The following is a 26,868-nucleotide window of genomic DNA, read 5'->3' on the forward strand; positions in this document are numbered from 1 at the left end:
CTGGTGTTGGTTATTCGCCTTCGGCGGCATTCGTGCCGAATGCCGATGGTATTCGCAGATGTGCTCTTCGACGTGAAGAACACACCAATCGTTATTCGGGTGTATTTCCGAGATGAGAATCGACGACAGGCCCGATCACGTTGGCAGCGTCCGCATTGGTCATCTCGTTGTGGAAAACGTCGACATCGTGGATGACGATATCTCCTGTGACATACGGCCGCCATTCCTGCGGGGATCGAACAATTCCATCGCTCGCGCCCTTCGTTGCCGAGAAGAACAAAACATCTCCGTCGAAGACGTCCGGGATGAACTCGGCCATCATTCGAGTCGAGTTCTCGAATCCCGCATTGATACGACGGAGGTCATCGGCGGAGACGCCGGTCGTCTGACCCAACGACTCGTCGAGCAGTTCGACCCCCCGTTCGTAGGTCAGTGGCTCTGTCGACGCCTGAGCCGACAGGTCGAGCCCCAATCCGGCGAGCAGATTCTCGACGCTCAACGCTCCCTCGGCCTGTTCGCCGTCGTGTCCGTCCACGTAGCTGTCGAGGAGAGCAAGGGTGGCGACGTCGCTGCCGGTGCTGCGCAGTTCCACCGCTATCGCATGAGCCAGTGAGCCGCCGAGCGACCACCCCAGAAGGTGGTACGGACCGACCGGCTGGACGGCGCGGATCTCGTCGGCGTACCGGTGGGCGAGATCGCGAATGGATCCGAAGCTCGACCCTTCCACGATGCTCGGCAGCTGCAGGCCGTACACGGGACGGTCGTCGCTCAGGTGTGAGACGAGACCGGCGTATCCCCATGACAATCCGATTCCCGGGTGGACACAGAACAACGGGGCCTTGGACCCGCTGCCGCGCAGCGGAATCACGACTCCGAACACAGAATCGAGGTCGGCGCCCCCCGCGTCGGCATCCGCGGCGACCCGCGCGGCCAACCCTGCCGGCGTCGGATCGACGAACAGTGCCTGCAGCGGCACCCGAACCCCGATGGCGTTCTCGATGGCAGGCACGATCTTCGTGGCCACCAGCGACGTTCCGCCCAACTCGAAGAAGTTGTCGTCCATGCCGACCCGTTCGACCCCGAGAACCTGAGCGAACGCGTCGGCGATCGCGGCTTCGACATCGGTGCCCGGTGCCCGGTACGGAGTTGTCGACACGGTCAGCTCGGGAACCGGCAGCGCCCGTCGATCGAGCTTGCCCACCGGAGTGAGCGGAATGTCGTCGAGCTCGATGATCGCCGACGGAACCATGTGCCGCGGGAGCACTTTGGCCACGCGATCGCGAAGTGCCTCGGTGTCGACCGATTCGCCGTCGGCCGCGAGAACGTAGGACACGAGGACGGTGTCACCGGACGCAGCCGTGTGACCGATCGTGGCGGCGAATCCGACCTGTTCGTGCTCGGTGAGAGCGGAGTCGATCTCACCGAGTTCGATACGGAAACCGCGCACCTTGACCTGGAAGTCACTGCGCCCGACGAACTCGACGGCCCCGGCACTGCCCCAGCGCACGACGTCGCCCGTTCGATACATCCGATCGCCCGGAGTGCCGAAGGGATCGGCGACGAAACGCTCGGATGTCAGTCCGAAACGACCGAGGTATCCGCGGGCGGTGCCTGGACCGGCGATGTAGAGCTCGCCCGACACTCCGGCCGGGACCGGTCGGAGTCGTGCGTCGAGCACCAGGAACCGGAATCCGGTTCCTGGCCTGCCGACGTCCACTGTGCCACCGGGCACCAAAGGTCCACCGACGCTTGCCTGAATGGTGGTTTCGGTCGGACCGTAGCCGTTGAACATCGTTCGGCCCGGTGCCCATTTCGCCACCAACTCGGGAGTGCAGGCCTCGCCGCCGACCGCGAGGACCCGAACGGTGCCCAGACGTGTCTCGTCGATCGACGACAGCGCCGCCGGCGTCAGGAACGCATGCGTGACGTGTTCGGATTCGAGCAGGTCGGCCAAGTCGCCGCCGCCGAAGACTCCCGGCGGCACGATGACGACGGTGGCACCGACGCCGAACGCCATCGTCAGCTCGTAGATCGATGCGTCGAAACTCGGCGACGCGATGTGCGAAACACGCGAATCCCGAGTGGGGCGGAATCGCTCGATCACCTCGGCCTGGAGGTTGGCCAGGCCACGGTGCCGTACCGCAACGCCCTTCGGCCGACCGGTCGAGCCCGAGGTGTAGATCAGGTAGGCCGGGTGGTCGATGTGCAGGGTGGCCGTGCGATCGGCATCGGTCACCGCGTCCGCCGGGTAGCGAGAGAGTTCCGCGGAGGTCTCCGGATCGTCCAGAACCAGCCACGGGACCGTGTCGGGCAGCGAAGCCCTGTTGTCGATGTCGGTCAGACCCATTGCGGCATGGGAATCTTCGAGCATGTGCGCAATTCGGTCCGCCGGGTAGTTCGGATCGACAGGCAGGAACGCGGCACCGGTCTTCGCCACAGCCCACACCGACAGCACCGACTCGATCGATCGAGGCAGCGCCAACGCGACGAACGTTTCGGGACCGACCCCGTAGTCGATCAGCATCCGAGCGATCCGGTTGGACCAGCTGTCGAGATCGGCGTAGGACAGGCTGATGCCTCGGTAGGTCACGGCCACTGCGTACGGATCGAGCGCGACCGCCGCCGCGAGCAACTCCGGCCACGTCCGAACTGCCGCGTCGGCGTTTCCTCGTGCAGGCACCAACGCGCGCTGCTCGTCGCCACCCAGAAGCTCGATGTCTCCGACCACCGTGTGTCGGTCGCGTCCGACGGCAGCGAGAACTCGGATCAGTCGCGCCGCGATGGCCTCGACGCTGGACGCGTCGAACAGCGATGTGGCGTAGTCGAATGCAGCCTCGAAGCCGGACGGACGCCCCTGGTCGTCGAAGGTCTCGGACAGCAGCAATTGCAGATCCTGCTTGGCCACCGGAACGTCGAAGTCGAAGCCTTCGACGCGTAGGTTCGGCAGCTCGAGCGAGGCCTTCTCGTTGTTCTGGAACGACAGCGCGACCTGTGACAGCGGAGCGTAAGCCGTCGAACGCGTGGGATTGAGAACCTCGACGATTCTCTCGAAGGGCATTTCGGTGTGATCGAATGCGTCGAGGTCGTGTGTCTTGACCTGGTTCAGCAGATCGTCGAACGTCGCGGACTCGTCCACTCGGCTGCGCAGCACGAGCGTGTTGACGAACATGCCCACGAGGTCGTCGAGCGCCGCGTCACCGCGCCCGGCCACCGGGGTGGTGATCGCGATGTCGTCGGTGCCGCTCAGGCGGGCCAGAACGACCGCGAACGCGGCGTGCAGAACCATGAACATGCTGACGTTCTGTTCGCGCGTGATGGCGACGAGGGCGCGATGGATGTCGGCATCGACGGTGAACCGGACTCGGCCGCCGCGGAAGTCCTGAGTGGTCGGCCTCGGTCGGTCCGTCGGCAACGGCAACAGATCGGGAAGACCCGCAAGCGCGGTGGACCAGTGCTCGAGCTGAGCCGCAGCCACACTCGACGCGTCCTGCTCGTCACCCAGCAGCGAACGCTGCCAGATCGTGTAGTCGGCGTACTGGACGGGCAGCGGCTGCCAGTTCGGTGCCTGACCGGCACTGCGCGCCGAGTAGGCGAGCACGACGTCGCGAGCGAGAGGTGCCATCGACGCGCCGTCGGCGGCGATGTGGTGCACCACCATGGCGAGTACGAAGACGGGATCCTCCGACGCGTCGTTGTCGGCGTCGAGCACCTCGAACAGCTCGACGTGCACCGGGATCTCGGTGGTCACGTCGAATCCTCGACCGGCCAACAGAGCCACGCGATCGGTGAGAACAGCGGCATCGATCCGTTCGGATTCGACCGCGGGCGCGACCTCGGCAGCCGGGTGCACGAGCTGCACCGGGAACTCGGGGCCGTCGGGGAAGGTCGTGCGCAGGGACTCGTGGCGCCCCAGAACATCGACCACCGCGTCGGCCAGCGCAGCGGTGTCGAGCCGTCCGGTCAGTTTGACGACCAACGGCACGTTGTACGCCGCCGACGAGGTGTCGAACTGGTTGATGAACCACATCCGCTGCTGAGCGAGCGAGAGCGGAATGTGCTCCGGACGCGTCGCCGCAACGAGGGCCGGCCGCTGCGTACGTGGGTCGGCCGAGCCGACTGCGCTCGCCAGACCCGACACCGTCGGGGTCTCGAAGATCGTGCGGACCCCGATCGATGTACCGAATTCGGCATTGACGCGAGCGATCACTCGCGTTGCGCTGAGAGAGTCGCCACCGAGCTCGAAGAAGCCGTCGTCCGCACCGACTCGACCCACCTCGAGGATCTCGGCGAAGGCCGCCGCGACCGTCAGCTCGGCAGGCGTGCTCGGCTCGCGGTACGACGTGGCCGTGCCGAACTCCGGTACCGGAAGTGCTGCGCGGTCGAGCTTGCCTACCGGTGTGAGCGGAATCGACTCGAGCACGACGATGGCGCTCGGAACCATGTGCGACGGCAGCGCGGCGGCGAGATGATCGCGCAGAACGGCCGTGTCGAAGGTATCGACCGTCTCGGCCGGGTCGTCCCCGGTCAGGCGAACGTAGGCCACGAGAACGGTGGCACCGGTCGGCCCGGGAGTTCCGAATGTCGCCGCGAAGTCGACCGCCGGATGAGCAGAGAGCGCTGCGTCGATCTCACCGAGTTCGATGCGGAAGCCACGGACCTTGACCTGGGAGTCGCTGCGACCGACGTACTCGATGGTCAGATCCGGCGACCAGCGCACCACGTCTCCGGTGCGGTACATGCGCGCACCGGGTGCGCCGAACGGATCGGCGACGAATCGTTCGGCCGTCAACCCCATCCGATCGTGGTAGCCGCGGGCCAATCCGACGCCCGCGAGATACAGCTCACCCACAACCCCGACGGGAACCGGCTGCAGTCGCGAGTCCAGAACCACCTCGTACACGCCCCGCACCGGTCCGCCGATCGAGACCGGCTCGCCGGCCACCATCGGTGCACTGATGTTGGACATGATCGTGGCCTCGGTCGGTCCGTATCCGTTGAACAGGTTGCGGCCCGGAGCCCACTTGGTGACCAACTCGGCCGGGACCGCCTCGCCGCCGACGACCACGTCGGCGAAAGTGTCGAGCCCCGCGGGATCGACAGAGGCGAGGGCGGACGGGGTGATGAAGCCGTGAGTGACCGATTCCTCGGCCAGCAACGATGCCAGCTCGGCTCCGCCGTACACGGTGGGCGGAACGATCACCATCGTGGCTCCGACGCCGAACGCGAGCAGGTACTCGAGCACGGACGCATCGAAGCTGGGCGACGAAACATGGAGCGTGCGTGAGTCCTTCGTGACTCGATAGCGCTCGCGTTGCTCGGTAGCGAAGTTGTCGAGGCCGGAGTGGGTGACCACGACCCCCTTCGGAACACCCGTCGAACCCGATGTGTAGATGGTGTACGCGGCACTCGAGAGGGTGACGCGACCGTGGCGTTCGTCGTCGGCGATGGGCTCGTCGCTCACCGCGTTCGGCCCATCGGTGGCGAGGTCGTCCAGAACGATCCACGGCACGGTCGACGGCAGATCGTCGAGGTGACTGCGGGTGGTGACACCGAAAGACGCTCCGGAGTCGGCCAGCATGTGCTCGATGCGATCGGCCGGGTAGTTCGGATCGACCGGCACGAACGCGGCACCGGACTTGGCGACGGCCCAGACGGTCAGCACCGACTCGATGGATCGTGCGATTCCGAGCGCCACGAACGTTTCGGTACGCACACCGTGACCGAGCAGGATGCGGGCGAGACGGTTCGACTGTCGATCCAGCTCGCGGTACGTCAGCTCGCCGTCGACGCTGCGCACCGCGACGGCATCCGGGTCGACGGCAGCTGCGTCGGAGAAGATCTCCGGCAGCAACCGAGTCGATCGGCCTTCGAGTCCGAATACCGGCGCCAGCGAACCGAGTTCGGCATCGGCGAGCAGACTGAGCCGAGCCAGCGGCTGTTGCTCGTCGGCCAGTACCGCATCGAGTACCCGCTCGACCCGATCGACGATCGCGTGCACGTCCTCGATCTCGAACAGTTCGGGCAGGTACTTGGCCTTGAGGTTCAAGCGCTCGTCCACCGACGACACCAGGGTGAGCGGGTAGTGCGCGGCATCGGTTCCGAGGATGTCGGTCACCTGCATGCCGGCGAAATCCGTTGCCGCAGAAGCTCCGGCGCGATCGACCGGGTACGACTCGAACACGGTGAGCGTGTCGAATGCGACGCCGGCACCGGCTGCGCGCTGGATGTCGGTCAGACCGAGGTAGTGGTGGTCGAGCAGTGCTGCCTGTTCGGCCTGCACGCGATCGACCAGAGCACCCAGAGTCTCGGCCCGATCGAGCGTGACCCGAACGGGCAGTGTGTTGATGAACAGCCCGATCATGCCTTCGATGCCAGGGACCTCGGGCGGCCGACCCGACACCGTGGCACCGAAGACGACGTCTTCGCGTCCGGTCAGAGTGGCGAGCACGATGCCCCACGCGGTCTGAACGAGGGTGTTCAGAGTCGAACCGCGGCGCGCTGCGAAATCGCGCAGTGCCGCTGTGGTCTCGATCGACAACGACCTTTCCGTCTCGCTCGAGACGGTGGACAACTGTCGGCCCCGATCACCGGTGACCAGCAAGGTCGGCTCCTCGACACCCGCCATCGCACTGACCCACTGCGCCGTGGAGATGGCGACGTCGCGTTGCCGCATCCACGCGAGGTAGTCCCGGTATGCGGGCACACGCGGCAGCATCGAATCGTCGGACTCGGTGACGTAGAGCGTGATCAGTTCCTTGACGACCAGAGGCGTCGACCAACCGTCGAGCAGGATGTGGTGGTTGGTCAGCAACAGTCGCCAGTGATCGTCGGCGAGGGTGATCAGCGTGAATCGAAGCAGCGGCGCCGAGTCCATCTCGAACCGCACACCGCGATCGGCGGCGAGCACGGCCTCGAGCGCGGAGTCGACGTCGGCCTCACCGCGTAGATCGACCTCGGCCCAGGGAACCGTCACCGAATTCTGCACGATCTGCAGGGATTCGCCGGCGCTGTTGTGCACGAACGCTGCTCGTAAGTTCGGATGGCGAGAGACGAGCTTGTTCACGGCGGAGTGCATCCGCTCGGCATCGACGACGCCACGCAGCTCGAGGCCGAGCTGCACCATGTAGGCGTCGACGCCCGCAGTGTCACTGCCGACCTCGCCGGCGAGGCGCGCGTGGAACAGCAAGCCGGCCTGCAGCGGCGACAGCGACCACACGTCGTCGAGGTCGGGGAACTGCTGCTCGAGCACCTCGATGGAGCGCTGATCGATGTCCACCAGCTCGAGGTCGGACGGGGTCAAGCCTCCCGCACCCTGCACCGAGGCGTGCTCGGTGATCGCGGTCAGCGCCTGCGTCCACAGTTCGATCAACCGATCGACCTCGTCGGAATCGAGGATGCCCGCCGGGAACGCGAAGGTGGCGTCGAGCTGCGGACCGTCGGGCGTCGAGGTGGTGACGGCGTTGATGTCCAGCGCAGCCGGCACGGGCATGTCCGGATTCTGCGCGTCGCCGAGCTCGGCATCGGCGACGGGAATCCAACCGACGTCGGCCATGCTTTCGGTGGAGCCGGTCGCGAATCGTCCGAGGTAGTTGAAACTGACCTGAGGCGCGGCGAAACCGGAAAGCGCCTCGGTTCCAGCCGAATCGAGGTACCGCAACATGCCGTAGCCGATTCCGTGATCCGGGATCTCGAGCAGCTGTTCCTTGACCGCCTTGATCAGTGCACCGGCGGAGTCGCCACCCGACAACGCGTCGGCGACGTCCACCGAACCGAGGTCGAGTCGCACGGGGAAGATCGTGGTGAACCAGCCGACGGTTCTGCCGAGATCGGCTCCGGGAACCACGGCGTCTTCACGGCCGTGGCCTTCGAGCGTGATCAGGGCGCTGCTGACAGCGGCTCCCCGTTCACGACGCCACGCGGTCAGTGCCAACGCCAAGCCGGCCAGGAGGCCGTCGTTGACGCTGCCACGGAAGACGTTCGGCACCGTGGTCAGCAAGCGCTCGGTCACCTCGACGGGAAGTGATGTGCGGATGCGCTGCACGGTGGCGTCGACGTCGATGCGCTTGTCGAGTGGTCGCGAACCGATCGTCGGATCGGCACCGCTCAGAATGCGCTGCCACAGCCCGATCTCGTCGGCGCGGCTCGCCGTGACCTCGGCCAAACCGGTGGACCACCGCCGCATCGATGTGCCGATCGGTGCCAGCGCAGGCGCGTCGCCGGCGATGATCTGGCTCCATGCCGTTGCGAGATCCGGCACGAGGATGCGCCAGGACACGCCGTCGATCACGAGGTGATGCGCGACGACGAGCAGTCGGCCGGACCCGTTCGGGCCCTGGAACCACACCATCTGAACCATGACGCCGTCGGCTGGGATCAGTCGATCTGCTGCGGCGTCGAGCTCCGTTGCGGCGCGGGAAGAGAATGCGGCACCGTCCACGGAATCGACCGAGACCGCATGGATGACCGACGCGGCGGACACGGTGCCGATCGGAGATACTTCCTCGTGCCAGATGCCGTCGGCATCCTGGTACAGCCTCGACCGGAGCATGTCGTGACGATCGAGCACCGCCTGGACGGTGCGCTCGAGCGTCTCGGTCTCGATGCCGACCGGAAGCTGAAGCAGGGCGGTCTGGGTGTAGCGGCCGAAGTCGGTGCTGCGGTCCAGCATCCAGCGAACGACGGGTGTCAGAGGCAGCGAGCCGACTCCCCCACCGTCGAGCTCTTCCAGCACGACGGCGTCGCCCCCGAGAACGACGACCTCGGCCAGCGCCGCAACGGTCTTGCGCTCGAAGATGTCGCGCGGAGCCAGGACCAGACCGGCCGCCTTGGCACGTGAGACCAGCTGGATGGACATGATGCTGTCGCCGCCGAGCGCGAAGAACGAGTCGTCGACGCCGACGGTGTCGAGGCCGAGCACGTCGGCGAACAATCCGGCAAGGATCGACTCGACTTCGGTTGCAGGCAAACGGCTTTCGGTCACGTTGGCCGAGAAGTCCGGAGCCGGCAGTGCACGGCGATCGAGCTTTCCGTTGGCAGTGAGCGGCAGCTCGTCCAGCACTATCAGCGCAGCCGGAACCATGTAGGACGTCAGCGAGTGCCCGACGAAATCCAGAACGGCGGAGTGGTCGAGGGTTCGACCCGCCTCGGCAACGACATATCCGATCAGGCGATCACCGGATCCGTCGTCACGGACCGAGACCACGGAGGCCGCGACACCGTCGTACGCCAGCAGAGCACTCTCGATCTCGCCGAGCTCGATGCGGAAGCCGTGCAACTGCACCTGCATGTCACTGCGGCCCAGGTATTCCAGTGCACCGTCGCGATTCCATCGCGCGGTGTCGCCGGTGCGGTACATCCGGGCACCGGGGTCTCCGGACGGATCGGCGACGAAACGGGTGGCCGACAGCCCGGCCCGGCCGAGGTAACCGCGAGAGAGCTGTGCCCCCGAGACGTACATTTCACCGGTCACGCCCGGCGGCACCGGATTGAGACGGGTGTCGAGAACCGCGACGTGCAGCGCGGGAATCGCCTGACCGATGACGCTGGCCGAGGCCGAGGCGGCGAACTGTTCTGTCAGGGCCAGGTGACTCACGTGGACGGTCGTCTCGGTGATGCCGTACATGTTGACCAGAGTCGGAGCGGATTCGTCGTGCCGGGCGTACCAGCGAGCCAACTGACCGAGATCGAGTGCTTCTCCGCCGAAGATCACGTACCGCAGCGACAGATCGGAGTCCGCGGTTCCGGCGAGGTTTCCGGTCGCAACTCGATCCGCTTCCGCGAACTGGTAAAACGCCGTCGGTGTCTGGTTGAGAACCGTGACCTTCTCGCGTACCAGCAACTCGCGGAACAGCTCCGGGGAGCGCGCGGTGTAGTAGTCGACGACGACGAGTGTTCCGCCGTGCAGCAGCGGTCCCCACAGCTCCCATACCGAGAAGTCGAACGCATACGAGTGGAACATCGTCCAGACGTCGCGATCGTCGAAATCGAAGAGATCGGCTGTGTTCGCGAACAGCGTCGCCACGTTGCGGTGCGCGATCTGCACGCCCTTGGGGCGACCGGTACTGCCCGAGGTGTAGATGACGTACGCGATCGAATCCGCGCTGGTGCCACCCGAGCGGTCCGCATCGGTCAGCGGGGCACCCGACATGACGTCCAGTTCGGCGATCAGCTCGGGCGAATCGATCTCGAGGACATCGAGATCCGAGGCGGGCACTGCCGCACTGTCGGCAACCGTGGAGATCACACAGACGGGCGAGGCGTCCTCGAGCATGAACGCGAGCCGATCCGCTGGGTAGGACACGTCGATCGGAAGGTAGCCTCCACCGGACTTGATCACCGCGAGCAGAGCGACGATCAGCTGCTCGTTGCGCGGCATCGCGACCGCCACGAGCGATTCCGATGTCACACCGCGCTGGACCAGAAGCCGCGCGAGTCGGCTCGACCGGTCGTCCAACTCGGCGTAAGTCAGCGTGTGATCGCCGAAGACGACCGCACGCGAGTCGGGGTATCGCGCTGCTGCGGTGGCGAATCGATCGGCCAATGTCGCGTCGGATGCCGCGAGACCTGCGTGGTTCCACTCACCCGTCATGGCATCGAGCTCACCCGGGAGCAAGAGGTCGATGTCGCCGACTGCGCGCTCGGGATCGGTTGTCACCGAGGCGAGCACAGCACCGAATCGTGCCGAGAACTCCTGGACGGACGATTCCTCGAACAGATCGACCGCGTAGGTGATCGCGGCGGTCATCCCGGCCGGCGCACCGGACTCGTCGTACTGCTCGGCGACGGTCAGCTGCAGATCGAACTTCGCGACGTGCGCGTCGATGTCGACGGCCTCGACCGTGAGCTCCGGTAGTTCGAGCGCGGCCGAGGTGTTGTTCTGGAATTCGACCAGCACCTGGAACAGCGGCGAACGGTCCGTCGAACGCGCGGGATCGAGAACGTCGACCAGTCGCTCGAACGGAACATCGGTGTTGTCGAACGCCGCCAGATCTGCTGTGCGGGTGGCACGGAGCAGATCGTTGAACGAGAGCCCCGGTGTCACCTGGGTACGCAGAACCAGCGTGCCGACGAACATGCCGATCAGATCGTCGAGCGCGGCCTCGCCTCGACCGGCGATCGGCGTTCCGACGGCGATGTCCTCGGTGCCGCTGATGCGTGCCATCAGAATCGACCATGCCGCGTGCACGGCCATGAAGACGGTCGCCTCGTTGGTGCGCGCCGACTCGACCAGTGCCGAATGGGTTGCTCGGTCGATCTCGAACCGAACACTGTTGCCGCGCATGGACTGCCGAGTGGGCCGCGGGTGATCGAGCGGCAACGGCAGTACGTCGGGAAGATCCGCGAGAGCGGTCTTCCAGAAATCCAACTGCTGCGCGGCGAGGGACGCGGGATCGGCCTCGTCGCCGAGGACGGTGCGTTGCCAGATCGCGAAGTCCGCGTACTGAACGTCGAGTGGTGCCCACATCGGAGCGCCGGTCGCTACGCGAGAACCGTAGGCGACCATGACATCTCGCGCCAAGGGTGCCATGGAGGCACCGTCGGCGGCGATGTGGTGCACAACGATCGACAGCACGAATTCGTCCGCTGCAACCCGATACAGCACCGCGCGGAACGGTAGATCGGTCGTGACATCGAAACCTGTTGCGGCAGAGGCAGAGATGGCCGACACGATCTCGTCGGCGGCCAGATCGACGACGGCGAGATCGGTTCTCACCGTCTGCGCATCGAGGATCTTCTGCTCGGGGCGCTCACCGTGGCTCGGGAACACCGTGCGCAGCGACTCGTGCCGTTCGAGAACGTCCCCGACCGCCGCACTCATCGCGTCGATGTCGAGTCGACCCGTCAGCCGGACCGCAAGCGGGATGTTGTAGGCCGCAGAGTCGACGTCGAATTGGTTGATGAACCACATCCGTTGCTGCGCGAGCGACAACGGAATCGAATCAGGTCGCGGCTTGGCCACGAGTGCGGGACGGCGCTCGGTGCCGGTCGGATCGCTGTGTACGCGCACCGCAAGCGACTCGACAGTGGGAGCCTCGAACAGTGCACGCACGCTGATCGTGGTGTCCAGGGCGGCATTGACCCGAGCGGTGAGTCTGGTGGCGCTGAGCGAGTCCCCACCGAGGTCGAAGAAGCTCGAATCGATTCCGACACCGCCGTCGATCCCCAGTACCTCGCCGAAGATGTCGGCAATGACCTGCTCGGTGTCGTTGCGCGGTGCACGCGAATCGTCCCCGAGATGAAGATCGGGTGCGGGCAGGGCGTTGCGGTCCAGCTTGCCGGCCGGTGTCAGCGGAATCGATTCCAGGGCGACGAAGGCCGTCGGGATCATGTGGGTCGGTAGCGAATTCGACACATGACTGCGCAGAGACGCCGCATCGATCTGCTCGCCGGACCGCGGAAGGACGTAGGCGACGAGAATAGTGTTACCGGCCGGACCGTCGACACCGACGGTGGTCGCGAACTCGACGGAAGGATCATCGGTCAGGACGGCGTCGATCTCGCCCAGTTCGATGCGGAAACCGCGCACCTTGACCTGGAAGTCGCTGCGCCCGACGTATTCGAGCGTTCCCGACTCGGTCCACCGGACGACATCGCCGGTGCGGTACATCCGCGCACCCGGCTCGCCGAAGGGATTCGCCACGAAACGCTCGGCCGTCAGGCCGAATCGGCAGTGATAACCCCGGGCGAGCGCCGGACCGGCGAGATAGAGCTCACCCGCAACACCGACGGGTACCGGGTGCAGTCGCGAGTCGAGGACGACCTCGCTGAACCCGATTGTCGGCGAACCGATGTCGATCGTCGAATCGATATGCAGCTGATCGCTGACGGACGAGAAGATGGTCGCTTCGGTCGGACCGTACGCGTTGAACATCCGGCGGCCCGGTGCCCAGCGGGCGACGAGTTCCGGAGGACAGACGTCGCCACCGGTCGCGACGACTCGCAGCTCCGTCAGGCCGTCCGGATCCACCGATGCAAGCGCGGCTGGGGTGACGAACGCATGCGTCACCTGCTGCGCAGCGAGCAGCTGAGCCAACTCGGCTCCACCGTAGACCGACGTCGGCGCGATGACCATCGTCGCGGCACCGGAGAGCACCATCAGCAGTTCGAGAATCGAGGCATCGAAGCTCGGAGACGCGAACGCCAGAACCCGAGCGTCCGGGGTCACCTCGAAACGAGTGCGCTCCTCCTCCGCCAGGTTCGCCAACCCCCGGTGAGTGACGGTGACGCCCTTGGGCACACCGGTCGAGCCGGAGGTGTAGATCAGGTACGCGACCTGATCGATGTGAATCGGGCGGATTCGGTCGCCGTCGAGAACCGGCGCGGTCGAGTGACCGGCGATGTCGGCGCTCGTGTCGTCGTGATCGAGAACGGTCCACCGGGCGGATCCCAGACCCTCGACGGCTGATGTGTGCGCGGACACGGTCAGGCCGAGCGAGGCGTTCGAGTCGACGAGCATGTGCTCGACGCGATCGCGCGGGTAGTTCGGATCGATCGGCAGGAATGCCGCGCCGGTCTTCGCGATCGCCCAGATTCCGAGTACCGATTCGATGGAACGTGGCAGAGCCAGTGCGACAACGGTTTCCGGACCGGCACCGCGAGCGATCAGCGTTCGGGCGAGAGCCGAGGACTGCGCGTCGAGCTCGGCGTAGTCGACCGTGCGCCCGTCATTCCACAGAGCGGTGCCGTGCAGGTTGCCCGCAGCAGCGGCGGTGAGGATGTCCGGGAGCAGTCGAACTGCTTCGGCAGCCGGCCCCTGGACCGGTGCCAACCGGACCAGTTCGTCGTCGGACAGCAACGACAGGGACCCCACGAGTCGACCGGTGTCGGTGGCAATGGCGTCGAGGACCCGCACGATCCTGTCGACCGTCGCCTCGACGACGCTGTGCTCGAACAACTCCGGCAAGTACTTCGCCTCGATGTGCAGCCGGTCGTCGACCATGGCGACCAAGGTCAGCGGATACTGCGCTGTGTCGCTGCCGTCGTGCACGTCGTGCACCTGCATTCCGGCGAGGTCGGTCTCGGCCGACAATCCCGCGCGGTCCATCGGGTAGGACTCGAACACCGTCAGGGTGTCGAAGGCGACGGCCGGTCCCACCGCACGCTGGATGTCGGTGAGGCCGAGGTAGTGGTGATCGAGCAGAGCGGCCTGTTCGGCCTGCACCCGCTCGAGGTACTCGCCGAGTGTCTCCGACGGATCGAGCACGATCCGCACCGGCAGAGTGTTGATGAACAGACCGACCATGGCCTCGATGTCGGAGACCTCCGGCGGGCGTCCGGACACGGTGGCACCGAACACGACGTCGGAGCGTCCGGTCAGAGTGCCGAGCACGAGGGCCCACGACGCCTGCACCATGGAGTTCATCGTCACGCCACGTACACGAGCGACGCTGCGCAGCCGGTCCGTCTGCTCCACATCGAGCGAGACCAGCGACCGACCTGCCAACGTCGACTCCTGGCGTCGGCTCTCGACCGGCGTCAACAGGGTCGGCTCGGACAAGCCTGCGAGCGCGTCGGTCCACGCGGCCAGTGCCGACGAACGGTCACGCTTCGCCAGCCATGACAGGTAGTCGCGATAGGCGGGAACCCGCGGGAGCACGGTTTCGTCGCCGTCGACCACGTAGAGCGTCAGCAGGTCCTTGAGCAGCAACGGTGTGGACCAACCGTCGAGCAGGATGTGGTGGTTGGTCATCACCAGACGCCACTCGCCGGGTGCCACCGTGATCAGCATGAAGCGCAACAGAGGTGCCTGCGCCATGTTGAATCTGGTGGCGCGGTCGTCGTGTTTGATGCGATCGAGCTCGACGGCTCGATCGTCGGCGTCCAGTCCGGTCAGGTCGATCGACGACCAGGGAGCGTCCACGTCGTGGTGAACGATCTGTATGGACTCGCCGTCGTCGTTGTGAACGAAGGCAGTCCGCAGGTTCGCGTGTCTACGCAGGAGCGCTCGAGCAGCACGTCGGAACCGTGCCTCGTCGACGCTTCCGCGCAGCTCCAACACGAGTTGGACGATGTAGGCGTCGACGGACTGATCCGACAGCTCGGCGTGGAACAGCAATCCGGCCTGCAGGGGCGTCATGGACCAGATGTCGTCCAGCGTGGGATAGACCCGTTCGAGGTGGTCGATGGAACTCTGATCGAGCCGCACCAGATCGAGGTCGGACGGCGTGAAGCCACCGGCCCCCGGTCGCTGGGCGAGCTGTGTCAGCGCGGTGAGGGCCTGACGCCACAACTCCGCCAGTTCGGTGACCTCGGCGGCGGCGAGCACCCCGGTGGGGAAAGCGAACGTCGCCTCGAGGCGCGGGCCGGTCGGCGTCGCGGTGGTGACGGCATTGATGTCGAGCACTGCTGCTACCGGTAGATCGGCGTCCTGCGAATCGCCGACACCGGAGTCGTCGACCGGCAGCCAGCCGTGTGCACGCAGCTCGTCCGGAACGTCGGTGCTGTAGCGCCCGAGATAGTTGAAACTGACCTGGGGAGCCGGGAAGTCGCGCAGAGCAGCGGCGCCGTCCTCGTCCAGGTAGCGGAGCATGCCGTAACCGATGCCGTGATCGGGGACCGCCAGCAACTGCTCCTTGACCGACTTGATCAGTCGCGCTGCGTCGGCACCGCCGGCGAGTGCGTCGTCCAGGTCCAGACCGGCGAGGGTGAGCCTGAGCGGGTAGATCGTGGTGAACCAACCGATGGTCCGGCCCAGATCGGCACCGGGTACCACGTGGTCCTCGCGGCCGTGACCCTCCAGCGAGATGAGAGCGTCGTCCACGGTCACTCCCCGACCACGTCGCCACACCGCCGTGGCGAGCGCGAGTGCGGCGAGCAGACCGTCGTTGACGCTGCCGTGGAACGCATCGGGCAGTGCTGTCAGTAGCCCCTCGGTGACGTCGGTGGACAACGTCATCTCGACCTTGTCCACCGTCCGGTACACGTCGATCTCGCGATCGAGCGCGCGTGATCCGATGAGCGGATCCGGTTGTGCCAGAACGTCGCGCCAGATCGCCAGCTCGTCGCCGCGGGTGGCGGTGACCTCACGCAACCCGTGCGACCACCGACGCATGGAAGTGCCGACCGGAGCAAGCTCAGGAGTGTTCCCGCCGATGATCTGGGCCCATGCCGACGCGAGGTCCGGAACCAGGATTCGCCAGGACACGCCGTCGATGACCAAGTGGTGGGCGACGACCAGCAGACGGCTCCCCTCGGGGCCGGCGTCGAACCACACCATCTGGATCATCACACCGGAATCGGGTGCCAACCGGCCGACTGCTGCTTCTGCCTCGGCCGTTGCCTGCTTCGAGAACCCTTCTCCCCGAACGGTCGTCGACGCCACGCGGTGCACGACCGAGTTCGCCGCGATCGATCCGGCGGGAAGCACCTCCATCGTGGGGTGCTCACCCCGGTGCAGAACGCCGCGGAGCATGTCGTGGTGATCGAGGACCGTTTGCACGGTTGCCTCGAGCACATCCAGCTCGATATCGACCGGGAGGGTGAGAACCGCCGTCTGCGTGTGCTTGTCGAGGACAGCCGTCCGATCGAGCATCCAGGCGACGATCGGAGTCAGCGGTACGTCACCGACACCGCCACCTGGCAATTCCTCCAGTACGAGAGGTGCAGTGCCGTCTCCGGACGCGACCACCTCGGCCAGTGCCGCAACGGTCTTGTGCTCGAACACATCTCGTGGCGACAGGGACAATCCGGCTGCCTTGGCACGCGAGACCAGCTGAATCGACATGATGCTGTCGCCGCCGAGAGCGAAGAACGAATCGTCGACGCCGACGCGGTCCAGTCGAAGAACCTCGGCGAACAATCCGGCCAACGTCTTCTCGACCGCGTTGTCCGCATCGCGACCGGCCGTGACCTGAGCGGACCAGTCCGGTTCGGGGAGTGCGTTTCGGTCCAGTTTGCCTGCGGGAGTGAGAGGAATGGACTCGAGCATCACGAACGCCGAGGGCACCATATGCGCAGGCAACACCGAACCGGCATGCTCGCGCAACGCATCCGCCTCGACCCCGGCACCGGCCACCGGCAACACATACGACACCAACAACGTTGCCCCAGCAGCACTCTCACGACCGATGGTGACCACGAAATCGACACCCGGCACCGCAGCCAACACCGAATCGATCTCACCCAACTCGATCCGGAAACCACGCACCTTCACCTGGAAATCGCTACGCCCCACATACTCCAACGCACCCGAAGCATTCCACCGCACCACATCACCGGTGCGATACATCCGCGAACCCGCACCACCGAACGGATTGGCCACGAACCGCTCCGCCGTCAAACCCAACCGCGCGTGATACCCACGAGCCAACGCCGGACCCGCCAGATACAACTCACCCACCACACCCACCGGCACCGGATTCAACCGCGAATCCAACACCACCTCCGCGAAACCGATCGTCGGCGAACCGATATCGACCGACTCCCCCACCACCAACGCCGACGAGATCGACGAGAAAATCGTCGCCTCCGTCGGACCGTACGCATTGAACATCCGCCGACCCGGCGCCCACCGCGCCACCAACTCCGGCGCACACACATCACCACCGGTCACCACCACCTCGACCGACTCCAACCCCACCGGATCCACCGACGCCAACGCCGCAGGCGTGACGAACGCATGAGAGACCCGCTCCTGCGCCAACAACGACGCCAACTCCACCCCACCGAACACCAACGGCGGAGCAATCACCATCGTCGCCCCACCCGAGAACGCCAACACGAACTCGAGAATCGAGGCATCGAAACTCGGCGACGCAAACGCCAACACCCGCGACGACGGACCCACACCGAACCGAACCCGCTCCTCGGCAGCCAAGTTCCCCACACCACGATGAGTGACCACCACACCCTTGGGCACGCCCGTCGAACCCGACGTATAGATCAGATACGCCGCATCATCGAGCCGCAACACACCCGAACGCTCGGCATCCAACACCGGAGCAGACGACCGAAACGCCAGATCCGCCACCACATCGGCATCATCGAGCACCACCCACGACACCCCACCCACACCCGACAACACACCCACATCGGCACCCAACGTCACACCCACCACAGCACCCGAATCGACCAACATGTGCTCGATCCGATCCACCGGATACTTCGGATCCACCGGCAAGAACGCACCACCGGCCTTCGCCACCGCCCACACCGCCACCACGGACTCCACCGACCGCGACAACGCCAACGCCACGAACGACCCCGGACCCACCCCACACGACATCAACATCCGCGCCAACCGCGACGACGCCGCATCCAACTCACCATACGAAACAGACCGCGACCCCGACACCACCGCAACACCACCGACACCAGCAACACCCACAGCACCAGCCAACAACTCCGGCAACACCACACCCGCCACAGACCGCGGCCCACGAACCGGAGCCAGCGAGTCGTACTCGTTGGCAGACAAGATTTCGATGTCACCGACTCGGATGGACGGCACGGCGGTCACGGCGTCGAGGATTCGTACCAGGCGATCGGCGAGAACTCGGACGGTATCCGCGTCGAACAGTTCTGTGGCGTAACGGAATCCGGCTTCGATGCCGACCGGTGCGCCGGACGCGTCGAATTCCTCCGAGATCGTCAACTGCAGATCGAAGTTGGAAATGTCGTTGGGTAGCTCGATGCTCTCGATCGACAGTCCGGGCAACGTCACGGTCGGTCGGTCGGTCTGCTGGAACTCGAGCATCACCTGGAACAACGGCGCATGGGCAGTCGACCTCGCGGGATCGACCGCGTCCACCACCCGTTCGAACGGGACATCCGAATGCGTGAACGCGGCCAGGTCCACGGAGCGAACGTCCGAGAGCAGGTCCTCGAACCGCATCGAGCCGGGAACCTGAGTGCGCAGAACGAGGGTGTTGACGAACATGCCGACGAGTTCGTCGAGTGCGGCGTCTCCTCGGCCCGAGATCGGCGTTCCGACCGAGATGTCCTCGGTACCCGAGAGTCGGGCCAGCAGTACGGCAAGAGCCGCGTGCACGATCATGAACGAGCTCGAATTGTGTTCGGCGGCAACAGTAGCGAGGCGGGCATGAACCGAGGCGTCGATCTCGAACGTGACGCTGTCGCCGCGCAGGGAAGCCACCGCGGGACGCGGGCGGTCGGTCGGCAGCGTCAGAACCTCGGGGCTGCCGGACAGTGTCTCGACCCAGTAGGCGAGCTGCTTGGCCATCAACGACTCGGGGTCGGACTCCGCGCCGAGGAACCGGCGCTGCCACAGTGCGTAATCGGCATACTGCACCGGCAACGGTTCCTGGCTGGGTGCATGCCCTGCGGCGCGGGCACTGTAGGACACCATCAGGTCGCGGGCCAGCGGGGCGCTCGAGAACCCGTCGGAGGAGATGTGGTGTACCACCATCACGAGCACATGCTCGTTCTCGCTGACCCGAACCAGTCGAACTCGCAGCGGAACATCGGCCACGACGTCGAAGCCCGAGCCTGCGACGTCGGCGATCAACTCCATGACGTGGCGCTCGTCGTTCGCGAGGATCGGAGTCAGATCCGGCAGTGCAGATTCCACGTCGAGGATCGACTGCACCGGAGCGTCGTCGGTCAGCGGGAACATCGTGCGCAGCGACTCGTGTCGACCGAGCACGTCGGCGATGGCCGAGTGCATCGCATCGACATCGAGCGCGCCGCTCAGGCGCATGGCGAACGCGACGTTGTAGGCAGCCGATTCGGTGTCGTACTGATTGATGAACCACATCCGCTGCTGGGCCAGCGACAGGGGCACTGCATCCGGTCGCTCCTGCGGGACCAGCCGAGGGGCGGCTGCAGCGTCGTGCTCACCGAGTTCGATGCCTGCCGACAGCGCTCGCACGGTGGGGGCGTCGAACAGATCCCTGATACCGATATCGGTTCCGAGTGCCGCATTGATTCGCGCGACCAACCGCATCGCGATCAGCGAGTTGCCGCCGATTTCGAAGAAGCTCGACGTGACACTGACCTGGGCCATACCGAGCAGATCGCCGAAGACTCCGGCGACGATCTCCTCGACCGGGTTCTCGGGCCCGAAGAATTCCGATGCAGCGACAGTGAATTCGGGCGCAGGCAATGCCTTCCGGTCGAGCTTGCCGCTGGCGTTGACCGGCAGCGAGTCGAGTACCACCACGTGTGAGGGCACCATGTACCCCGGGAGACGGCGCGCGGCCTCGGCCGTCAGATGCGCGGGATCGACGGCGTGGCCGGGCGCACCGACCACGTAGGCCACGAGGGTCTCACCGGTGTTCGGGTCCTTGTGCACCAGTGCGATCGCCTGTGCGACCGATTCGGATCGAAGGAGAACCGCTTCGATCTCGGGCAATTCGATCCGGAGCCCTCGCAGCTTGACCTGAAAGTCCGTGCGGCCGATGTACTCGAGCTCGCCGTCGGCGCGCCAGCGCACCAGATCACCTGTGCGATAGAGCCTCTCGCCCGGCTCGCCGAACGGATCCGCGACGAAGCGATCCGCTGTCAGGTCGCCTCGGCCGACGTACCCGCGAGCGAGTTGCACACCGGCGAGATACAGCTCGCCGGGAGCACCGATCGGAGCCGGTCGCAACGACGCGTCGAGCACGTACAAACGCGTGTTCCACACCGGTGCGCCGATGGGAATCGAGACGGACTCGCGCCCGGTCACGTGGTAGTAGCTGACGTCGACTGCCGCCTCGGTCGGACCGTAGAGGTTGTGCAGTTCCGCGAGTGAGAACTGCGCGAACTGCGCCGCGGTGGCAGGTGGAAGCGCCTCGCCGCTGCAGAAGACCAGTCGGAGCGAGACACATTCCGCAGCCCGTGCCCCGGCTGCGAACACCGCGAGCATCGACGGCACGAAGTGCGCCGTGGTGATGTGCTCCTGCGCGATGATGCGGGACAGATATACGGGATCGCGGTGTCCGTCGGGTTCGGCCACGACGAGCTTGGCACCGACCTGTAGTGGCCAGAAGAACTCCCACACCGAGACGTCGAACGTCGCCGGAGTCTTCTGCAGAACGGTGTCCGCAGGCTCGAGGTGATATTCGTGCTGCATCCACAGCAGCCGGTTCACGATGGCCGAGTGCGTGACTGCGACACCCTTGGGCCGACCGGTCGAGCCGGAGGTGTAGATGACGTATGCGGTGTTCGAGCCGTGCAGTCTTCCCAGTCGGTCCGAGTCGGTGATCGTGGAGTGGTCGCGATCGGAGACGTCGAGCAGATCGACGGCCAGGACCGGAGTTGCAACCGGGATGTTGATCCAGTCGCGACTGGTGGTGAGGATGCACACGGGCTGGGCGCTGGAGAGGACGTAGGACGACCGCTCGACGGGATGGTCCGGGTCGATCGGTACATAGGCACCACCGGCCTTGATGATCGCGTACATGCCGACGAGCAGATCGATCGACCGGCGAATCGCCAGGCCGACATGGGATTCGGGGGTCACGCCGAGCGAGATGAGATGACGCGCGAGCTGATTCGCGCGTTCGTCCAGTTCGAGATAGGTGATGTGTTCGTCCTCGAACACGAGCGCTGTCGAGTACGGACTGCGCTGTACCTGTCGGTCGAACAGACTGCTGAGCGTCATGTCGGCGCCGCCGGCCGGAATCTGCTGGTGGACCGGAGGTTCGATCAGACGTGCGGTGTCGTTCCACTCGAACAGGACGAGTTCCCGCTCCGCGGCGGACAGAATGTCGATGTCTGCGGTGCGTACGTCCGTCGACGTTCCGATGGTCGACACGATCCGCAGGAAGCGATCGACGAACCGGTCGATGGTTTCGGGATCGAACAGATCCGTGGCGTAGGTGAACGACGCCGACAGTGCACCGGACGGGTCGACAGGCTCCTGATCCACACGCAGCTGTAGATCGAATTTTGCCGTGTCGGTGCCGATCTCCTCGAACCGAACGGTGAGATCGGGCAGCTCCAACGTGACGGCTGCATTGTTCTGGAACTCGAGCAGAACCTGGAACAGCGGCGAGTGGTCGGTCGACCGCACCGGATCGAGTACGTCGACCAGACGCTCGAACGGGATGTCGGTGTTGTCGAAGGCGGCGAGGTCGGAGCGACGAGTGTCGGCGAGCAGATCGGTGAAGGTTGCTTGCGGCTCGACCTGTGTTCGCAGAACGAGGGTACCGACGAACATGCCGACCAGGTCGTCCAGGGCCGCGTCGCCTCGACCGGCGATCGGCGTACCGACAGCGATGTCCTGAGTTCCGCTCAGCCGCGCGAGCAGGAGTGCAAGCGCCGAATGAACAACCATGAACAGGGTCGAGTCATGTTCGGCAGCAACCGAACTCAACCGTGCGGCGACGTCGGCCGGAATCGTGAACGGGGTGACGCTGCCGCGCATCGACTGCCGGATGGGACGCGGACGATCGAGCGGCATCGGCAATACGTCCGGCAGATCCGCCAGAGCCGACTGCCAGAATTCGATCTGCCGCGACGCCACCGAGGTGGAATCGCTCTCGTCGCCGAGAACGGCGTGCTGCCACAACGCGAAATCCGCGTACTGGACGGCGAGTGGCTCCCACACCGGAGCCGAACCGGCGGATCGGGCACCGTAGGCGACCATCACGTCTCGGGCCAGCGGTGCCATCGACGCACCGTCCGCCGCAATGTGGTGGACGACGATGGAGAGTACGAAGTCTTCCGAACCGGTCCTGTACAGCACCGCACGGAAGGGAAGATCGACCGTGACGTCGAATCCTGTTGTCGCGGCAGCACGGACGAGCGTATCGACCGAGCCGGCGTCGACGTCGACCACATCGAGGGGCAGGTTCGATCCGGTGACGTCCTCGACCTGTGTGATGACCTGGTTCGGCAGATCGCCCACGGTCGGGAACACGGTGCGGAGCGACTCGTGCCGGGACAGAACGTCGCCGACGGCCGCAGCCATCGCATCGACGTCCAGTCGACCGGTCAGTCGCACGGTGAGCGGGATGTTGTACGCGGGCGAGGACACATCGAACTGGTTGATGAACCACATCCGCTGCTGTGCGAGAGACAGTGGGATCGAATCGGGCCGGTCCACGGCGACGAGCACCGGACGGCGATGCAGCGATGCGCCCTTGGCCTCGGCGCGTTCGGACAGGGTCCTCACGGTCGGCGCCTCGAAGAGGTCCAGCACCTTGAGATCGGTTCCGAGAGCCGAATTGACCCGAGCGATCAGACGCGTTGCCACGAGGGAGTTTCCGCCGAGATCGAAGAAGCTGTCGGTCACGCCGACCCGGTCGACCTCGAGAACATCGCGGAACACGGTCGCCACTGCGGCCTCGTACTCAGTTTCGGCGGCCTCGAATGCACCCTGCGAACCGAGTTCGGGTTCGGGGAGTGCGTTTCGGTCCAGTTTGCCTGCGGGAGTGAGAGGAATGGACTCGAGCATCACGAACGCCGAGGGCACCATATGCGCAGGCAACACCGAACCGGCATGCTCGCGCAACGCATCCGCCTCGACCCCGGCACCGGCCACCGGCAACACATACGACACCAACAACGTTGCCCCAGCAGCACTCTCACGACCGATGGTGACCACGAAATCGACACCCGGCACCGCAGCCAACACCGAATCGATCTCACCCAACTCGATCCGGAAACCACGCACCTTCACCTGGAAATCGCTACGCCCCACATACTCCAACGCACCCGAAGCATTCCACCGCACCACATCACCGGTGCGATACATCCGCGAACCCGCACCACCGAACGGATTGGCCACGAACCGCTCCGCCGTCAAACCCAACCGCGCGTGATACCCACGAGCCAACGCCGGACCCGCCAGATACAACTCACCCACCACACCCACCGGCACCGGATTCAACCGCGAATCCAACACCACCTCCGCGAAACCGATCGTCGGCGAACCGATATCGACCGACTCCCCCACCACCAACGCCGACGAGATCGACGAGAAAATCGTCGCCTCCGTCGGACCGTACGCATTGAACATCCGCCGACCCGGCGCCCACCGCGCCACCAACTCCGGCGCACACACATCACCACCGGTCACCACCACCTCGACCGACTCCAACCCCACCGGATCCACCGACGCCAACGCCGCAGGCGTGACGAACGCATGAGAGACCCGCTCCTGCGCCAACAACGACGCCAACTCCACCCCACCGAACACCAACGGCGGAGCAATCACCATCGTCGCCCCACCCGAGAACGCCAACACGAACTCGAGAATCGAGGCATCGAAACTCGGCGACGCAAACGCCAACACCCGCGACGACGGACCCACACCGAACCGAACCCGCTCCTCGGCAGCCAAGTTCCCCACACCACGATGAGTGACCACCACACCCTTGGGCACGCCCGTCGAACCCGACGTATAGATCAGATACGCCGCATCATCGAGCCGCAACACACCCGAACGCTCGGCATCCAACACCGGAGCAGACGACCGAAACGCCAGATCCGCCACCACATCGGCATCATCGAGCACCACCCACGACACCCCACCCACACCCGACAACACACCCACATCGGCACCCAACGTCACACCCACCACAGCACCCGAATCGACCAACATGTGCTCGATCCGATCCACCGGATACTTCGGATCCACCGGCAAGAACGCACCACCGGCCTTCGCCACCGCCCACACCGCCACCACGGACTCCACCGACCGCGACAACGCCAACGCCACGAACGACCCCGGACCCACCCCACACGACATCAACATCCGCGCCAACCGCGACGACGCCGCATCCAACTCACCATACGAAACAGACCGCGACCCCGACACCACCGCAACACCACCGACACCAGCAACACCCACAGCACCAGCCAACAACTCCGGCAACACCACACCCGCCACAGACCGCGGCCCCCGAACCGGAGCCAGGCGAGCGCGTTCGGCGGTGGACAGCAGGTCCACATCGCCGATCCTCAGATCCGGCTCGCCGATCACAGCGTCGAGCACGCGTACGAGGCGGCGGGCGAGCTGAGCCATGCTCGCGGCTTCGAACAGTTCTGTGGCGTAGTCGAAAACGACCGCGACATCGTCGGACTCGTCGACGGTGACTACCAGGTCCATGCCAACCCCGTCACGCGGCAGCGCGGACGGACCGAACCGGAGCGCAACCTGGGCAAGGGGGCTGTACGACTCCGAGCTCGGCAGACCGAGGGCCGTGACGACGTCCTCGAAGGACGTCTCCCCGTGCGCCATCGCAGCATCGAAGTCGGTTCCGGACGCATCGACGAAATCGGCGAACGAGTGCCGGACGTCGGGTCGGGACCGCAGCACCACGGTGTTGCCGTCACCCGCAGGCACGGCGATCGACACGTCGTCGGTGTTGGCCAGTCGCGAAAGCAACACGGCGAGAACGGATTCGAGCACCACGAACGGAGTCGTGGAACGTTCGGCGGCCAACCGAGCCACTGCGGACCACGATTCGGATCCGATGGTCACCTCGTGGGATGCGCGAACATGACCGATGCGCGAGGGGCGCGAACGGTCGGTCGGAAGATCGAGGAGATCGGGGGCATCGGCGAGCCGGTCGGTCCAGTAGGCGAGCTGGGCTGCGGCGCGACGTCGACGTTGGCCTTCGCGTGCGCTGTCCGGATGTACGTCGACAACGGCGACATCGGGTCCGGCCGCGATGAAGGATTGCACCATGTCGACGAAACTCGAATGGTGTGCGGTGAGATCGTCGTCGTCGTACCGGTTGGGGTTGGCCCTGAAATCGACGAACGTCCTTGCCGGAGAACCGCTCTGATAGACGTTGACCAGAAGGTCCTCGACAGGACCCGAGGTCACGATGTTGAATTCGCCGACGATCGAGCCGAGTTCGATCTGCTGATGAAACAGCATCATGTTGACCATCGGGCCGGACAGTTGCTTGTCGCTGCCCGAAGCCGCCAGCTCACGCCGAATGTCCTCGATGCTGAAACGCTGGTGCCGCAGGGCCCCCATCAATTCGAGCTGGACCTGCTGAACCAGCTCGCCGACGGTCGCGTCCTGGGGTACATGGATCGGAATGGGTGCGACGTTGACGAGCATCCCACCGGATCGGCGAAGCAGTGCGGTGGTGCGCGCGGACACCGGGATGTTGACCGAGACGTCCTCCCGCCCGGTCATCCGCGAGAGGTAGCAGCCGAAGGCGGCGATGAACACCGCGGCCGCGGTTCCGCCCTTGGTCGCGTCGGACGCTTCGAGCTCGGTGACGACATCGTCGGGTAGAGCGACGCTGCGCAATTTACTGGCGGCGATCGTGCGCCCGGCAGTGTTGGACAGGGTGGCTCCGTCGTGGATGTCCGCGGCGCGAGCGGTCCAGTACTCCTTGTCCGTCTCGAAGCGAGACGACGTCCGGTATTCCTGATCGAGCTCGTAGAGCCGCCGAAGCTCGGCCGCCTTGCTGGGGGCAGGCTCGACGTGTTCGACGGCCGCGGTGTACAAGGCTGCGGTTCGATTGACGAGCGTCATCGCACCGTAACCGTCGAGTGCGACGTGATGAATCTTGCTGTACCAGAGGTTGCGATCGTCCTCGACCTGAATGATCCAGCTCTCGACGAGTGGATCGTGTTCCATGTCGACAGGTTGGACGTAGTTCTCGTCGATCCAGGCCAGCGCAGAGGTCATGGGATCGTCTTCGCCGCGCAGATCCAGGTAGTGCACGGACTGATCGATGGAGTGATCGACCATCTGGACCGGTTCGCCGTCCACCTCGGCCAGTCTCAGGTAGGCGGATTGAAATTCGTGTGCTGCGAGAGCCGACGCGTCCTGGAGAACGGCGATGTCAAGATCGCCGCGGAGGTCGACGTATTGCGCGATACAGACCGGGACGTCAGGAGCCAGCTGTTGAGCGAACCACATGCCACGCTGAGCGGACGACAGCGGGAACCCGTTCTCGAAGCCGGGGCCGGTCGGAGGCGTCTGAGACCCACCGGTGATTGCGGCGCGCATTC

1 protein-coding gene is annotated in these 26,868 nt (G+C 65.4%); it reads right to left on the minus strand.

Annotated elements, in window-relative coordinates:
- Positions 1 to 91: 91 nt before the first annotated feature.
- The gene (locus CH296_RS22105; protein ID WP_094685766.1) at positions 92 to 26,866 is read right to left on the minus strand and encodes a non-ribosomal peptide synthetase; all 26,775 of its coding nucleotides are present in this window, start codon (positions 26,864 to 26,866) and stop codon (positions 92 to 94) included.
- Between the last annotated feature and the right edge of the window lie 2 nt (positions 26,867 to 26,868).

Origin of the sequence: Rhodococcus sp. 14-2496-1d (assembly GCF_002259365.1) — a bacterium.
Lineage (GTDB): Bacteria > Actinomycetota > Actinomycetes > Mycobacteriales > Mycobacteriaceae > Rhodococcoides.

Excerpts from the sequence above, each read along its gene's own strand:
- CH296_RS22105 (WP_094685766.1), bottom strand. The coding sequence starts at position 26,866 with ATGCGCGCCGCAATCACCGGTGGGTCTCAGACGCCTCCGACCGGCCCC.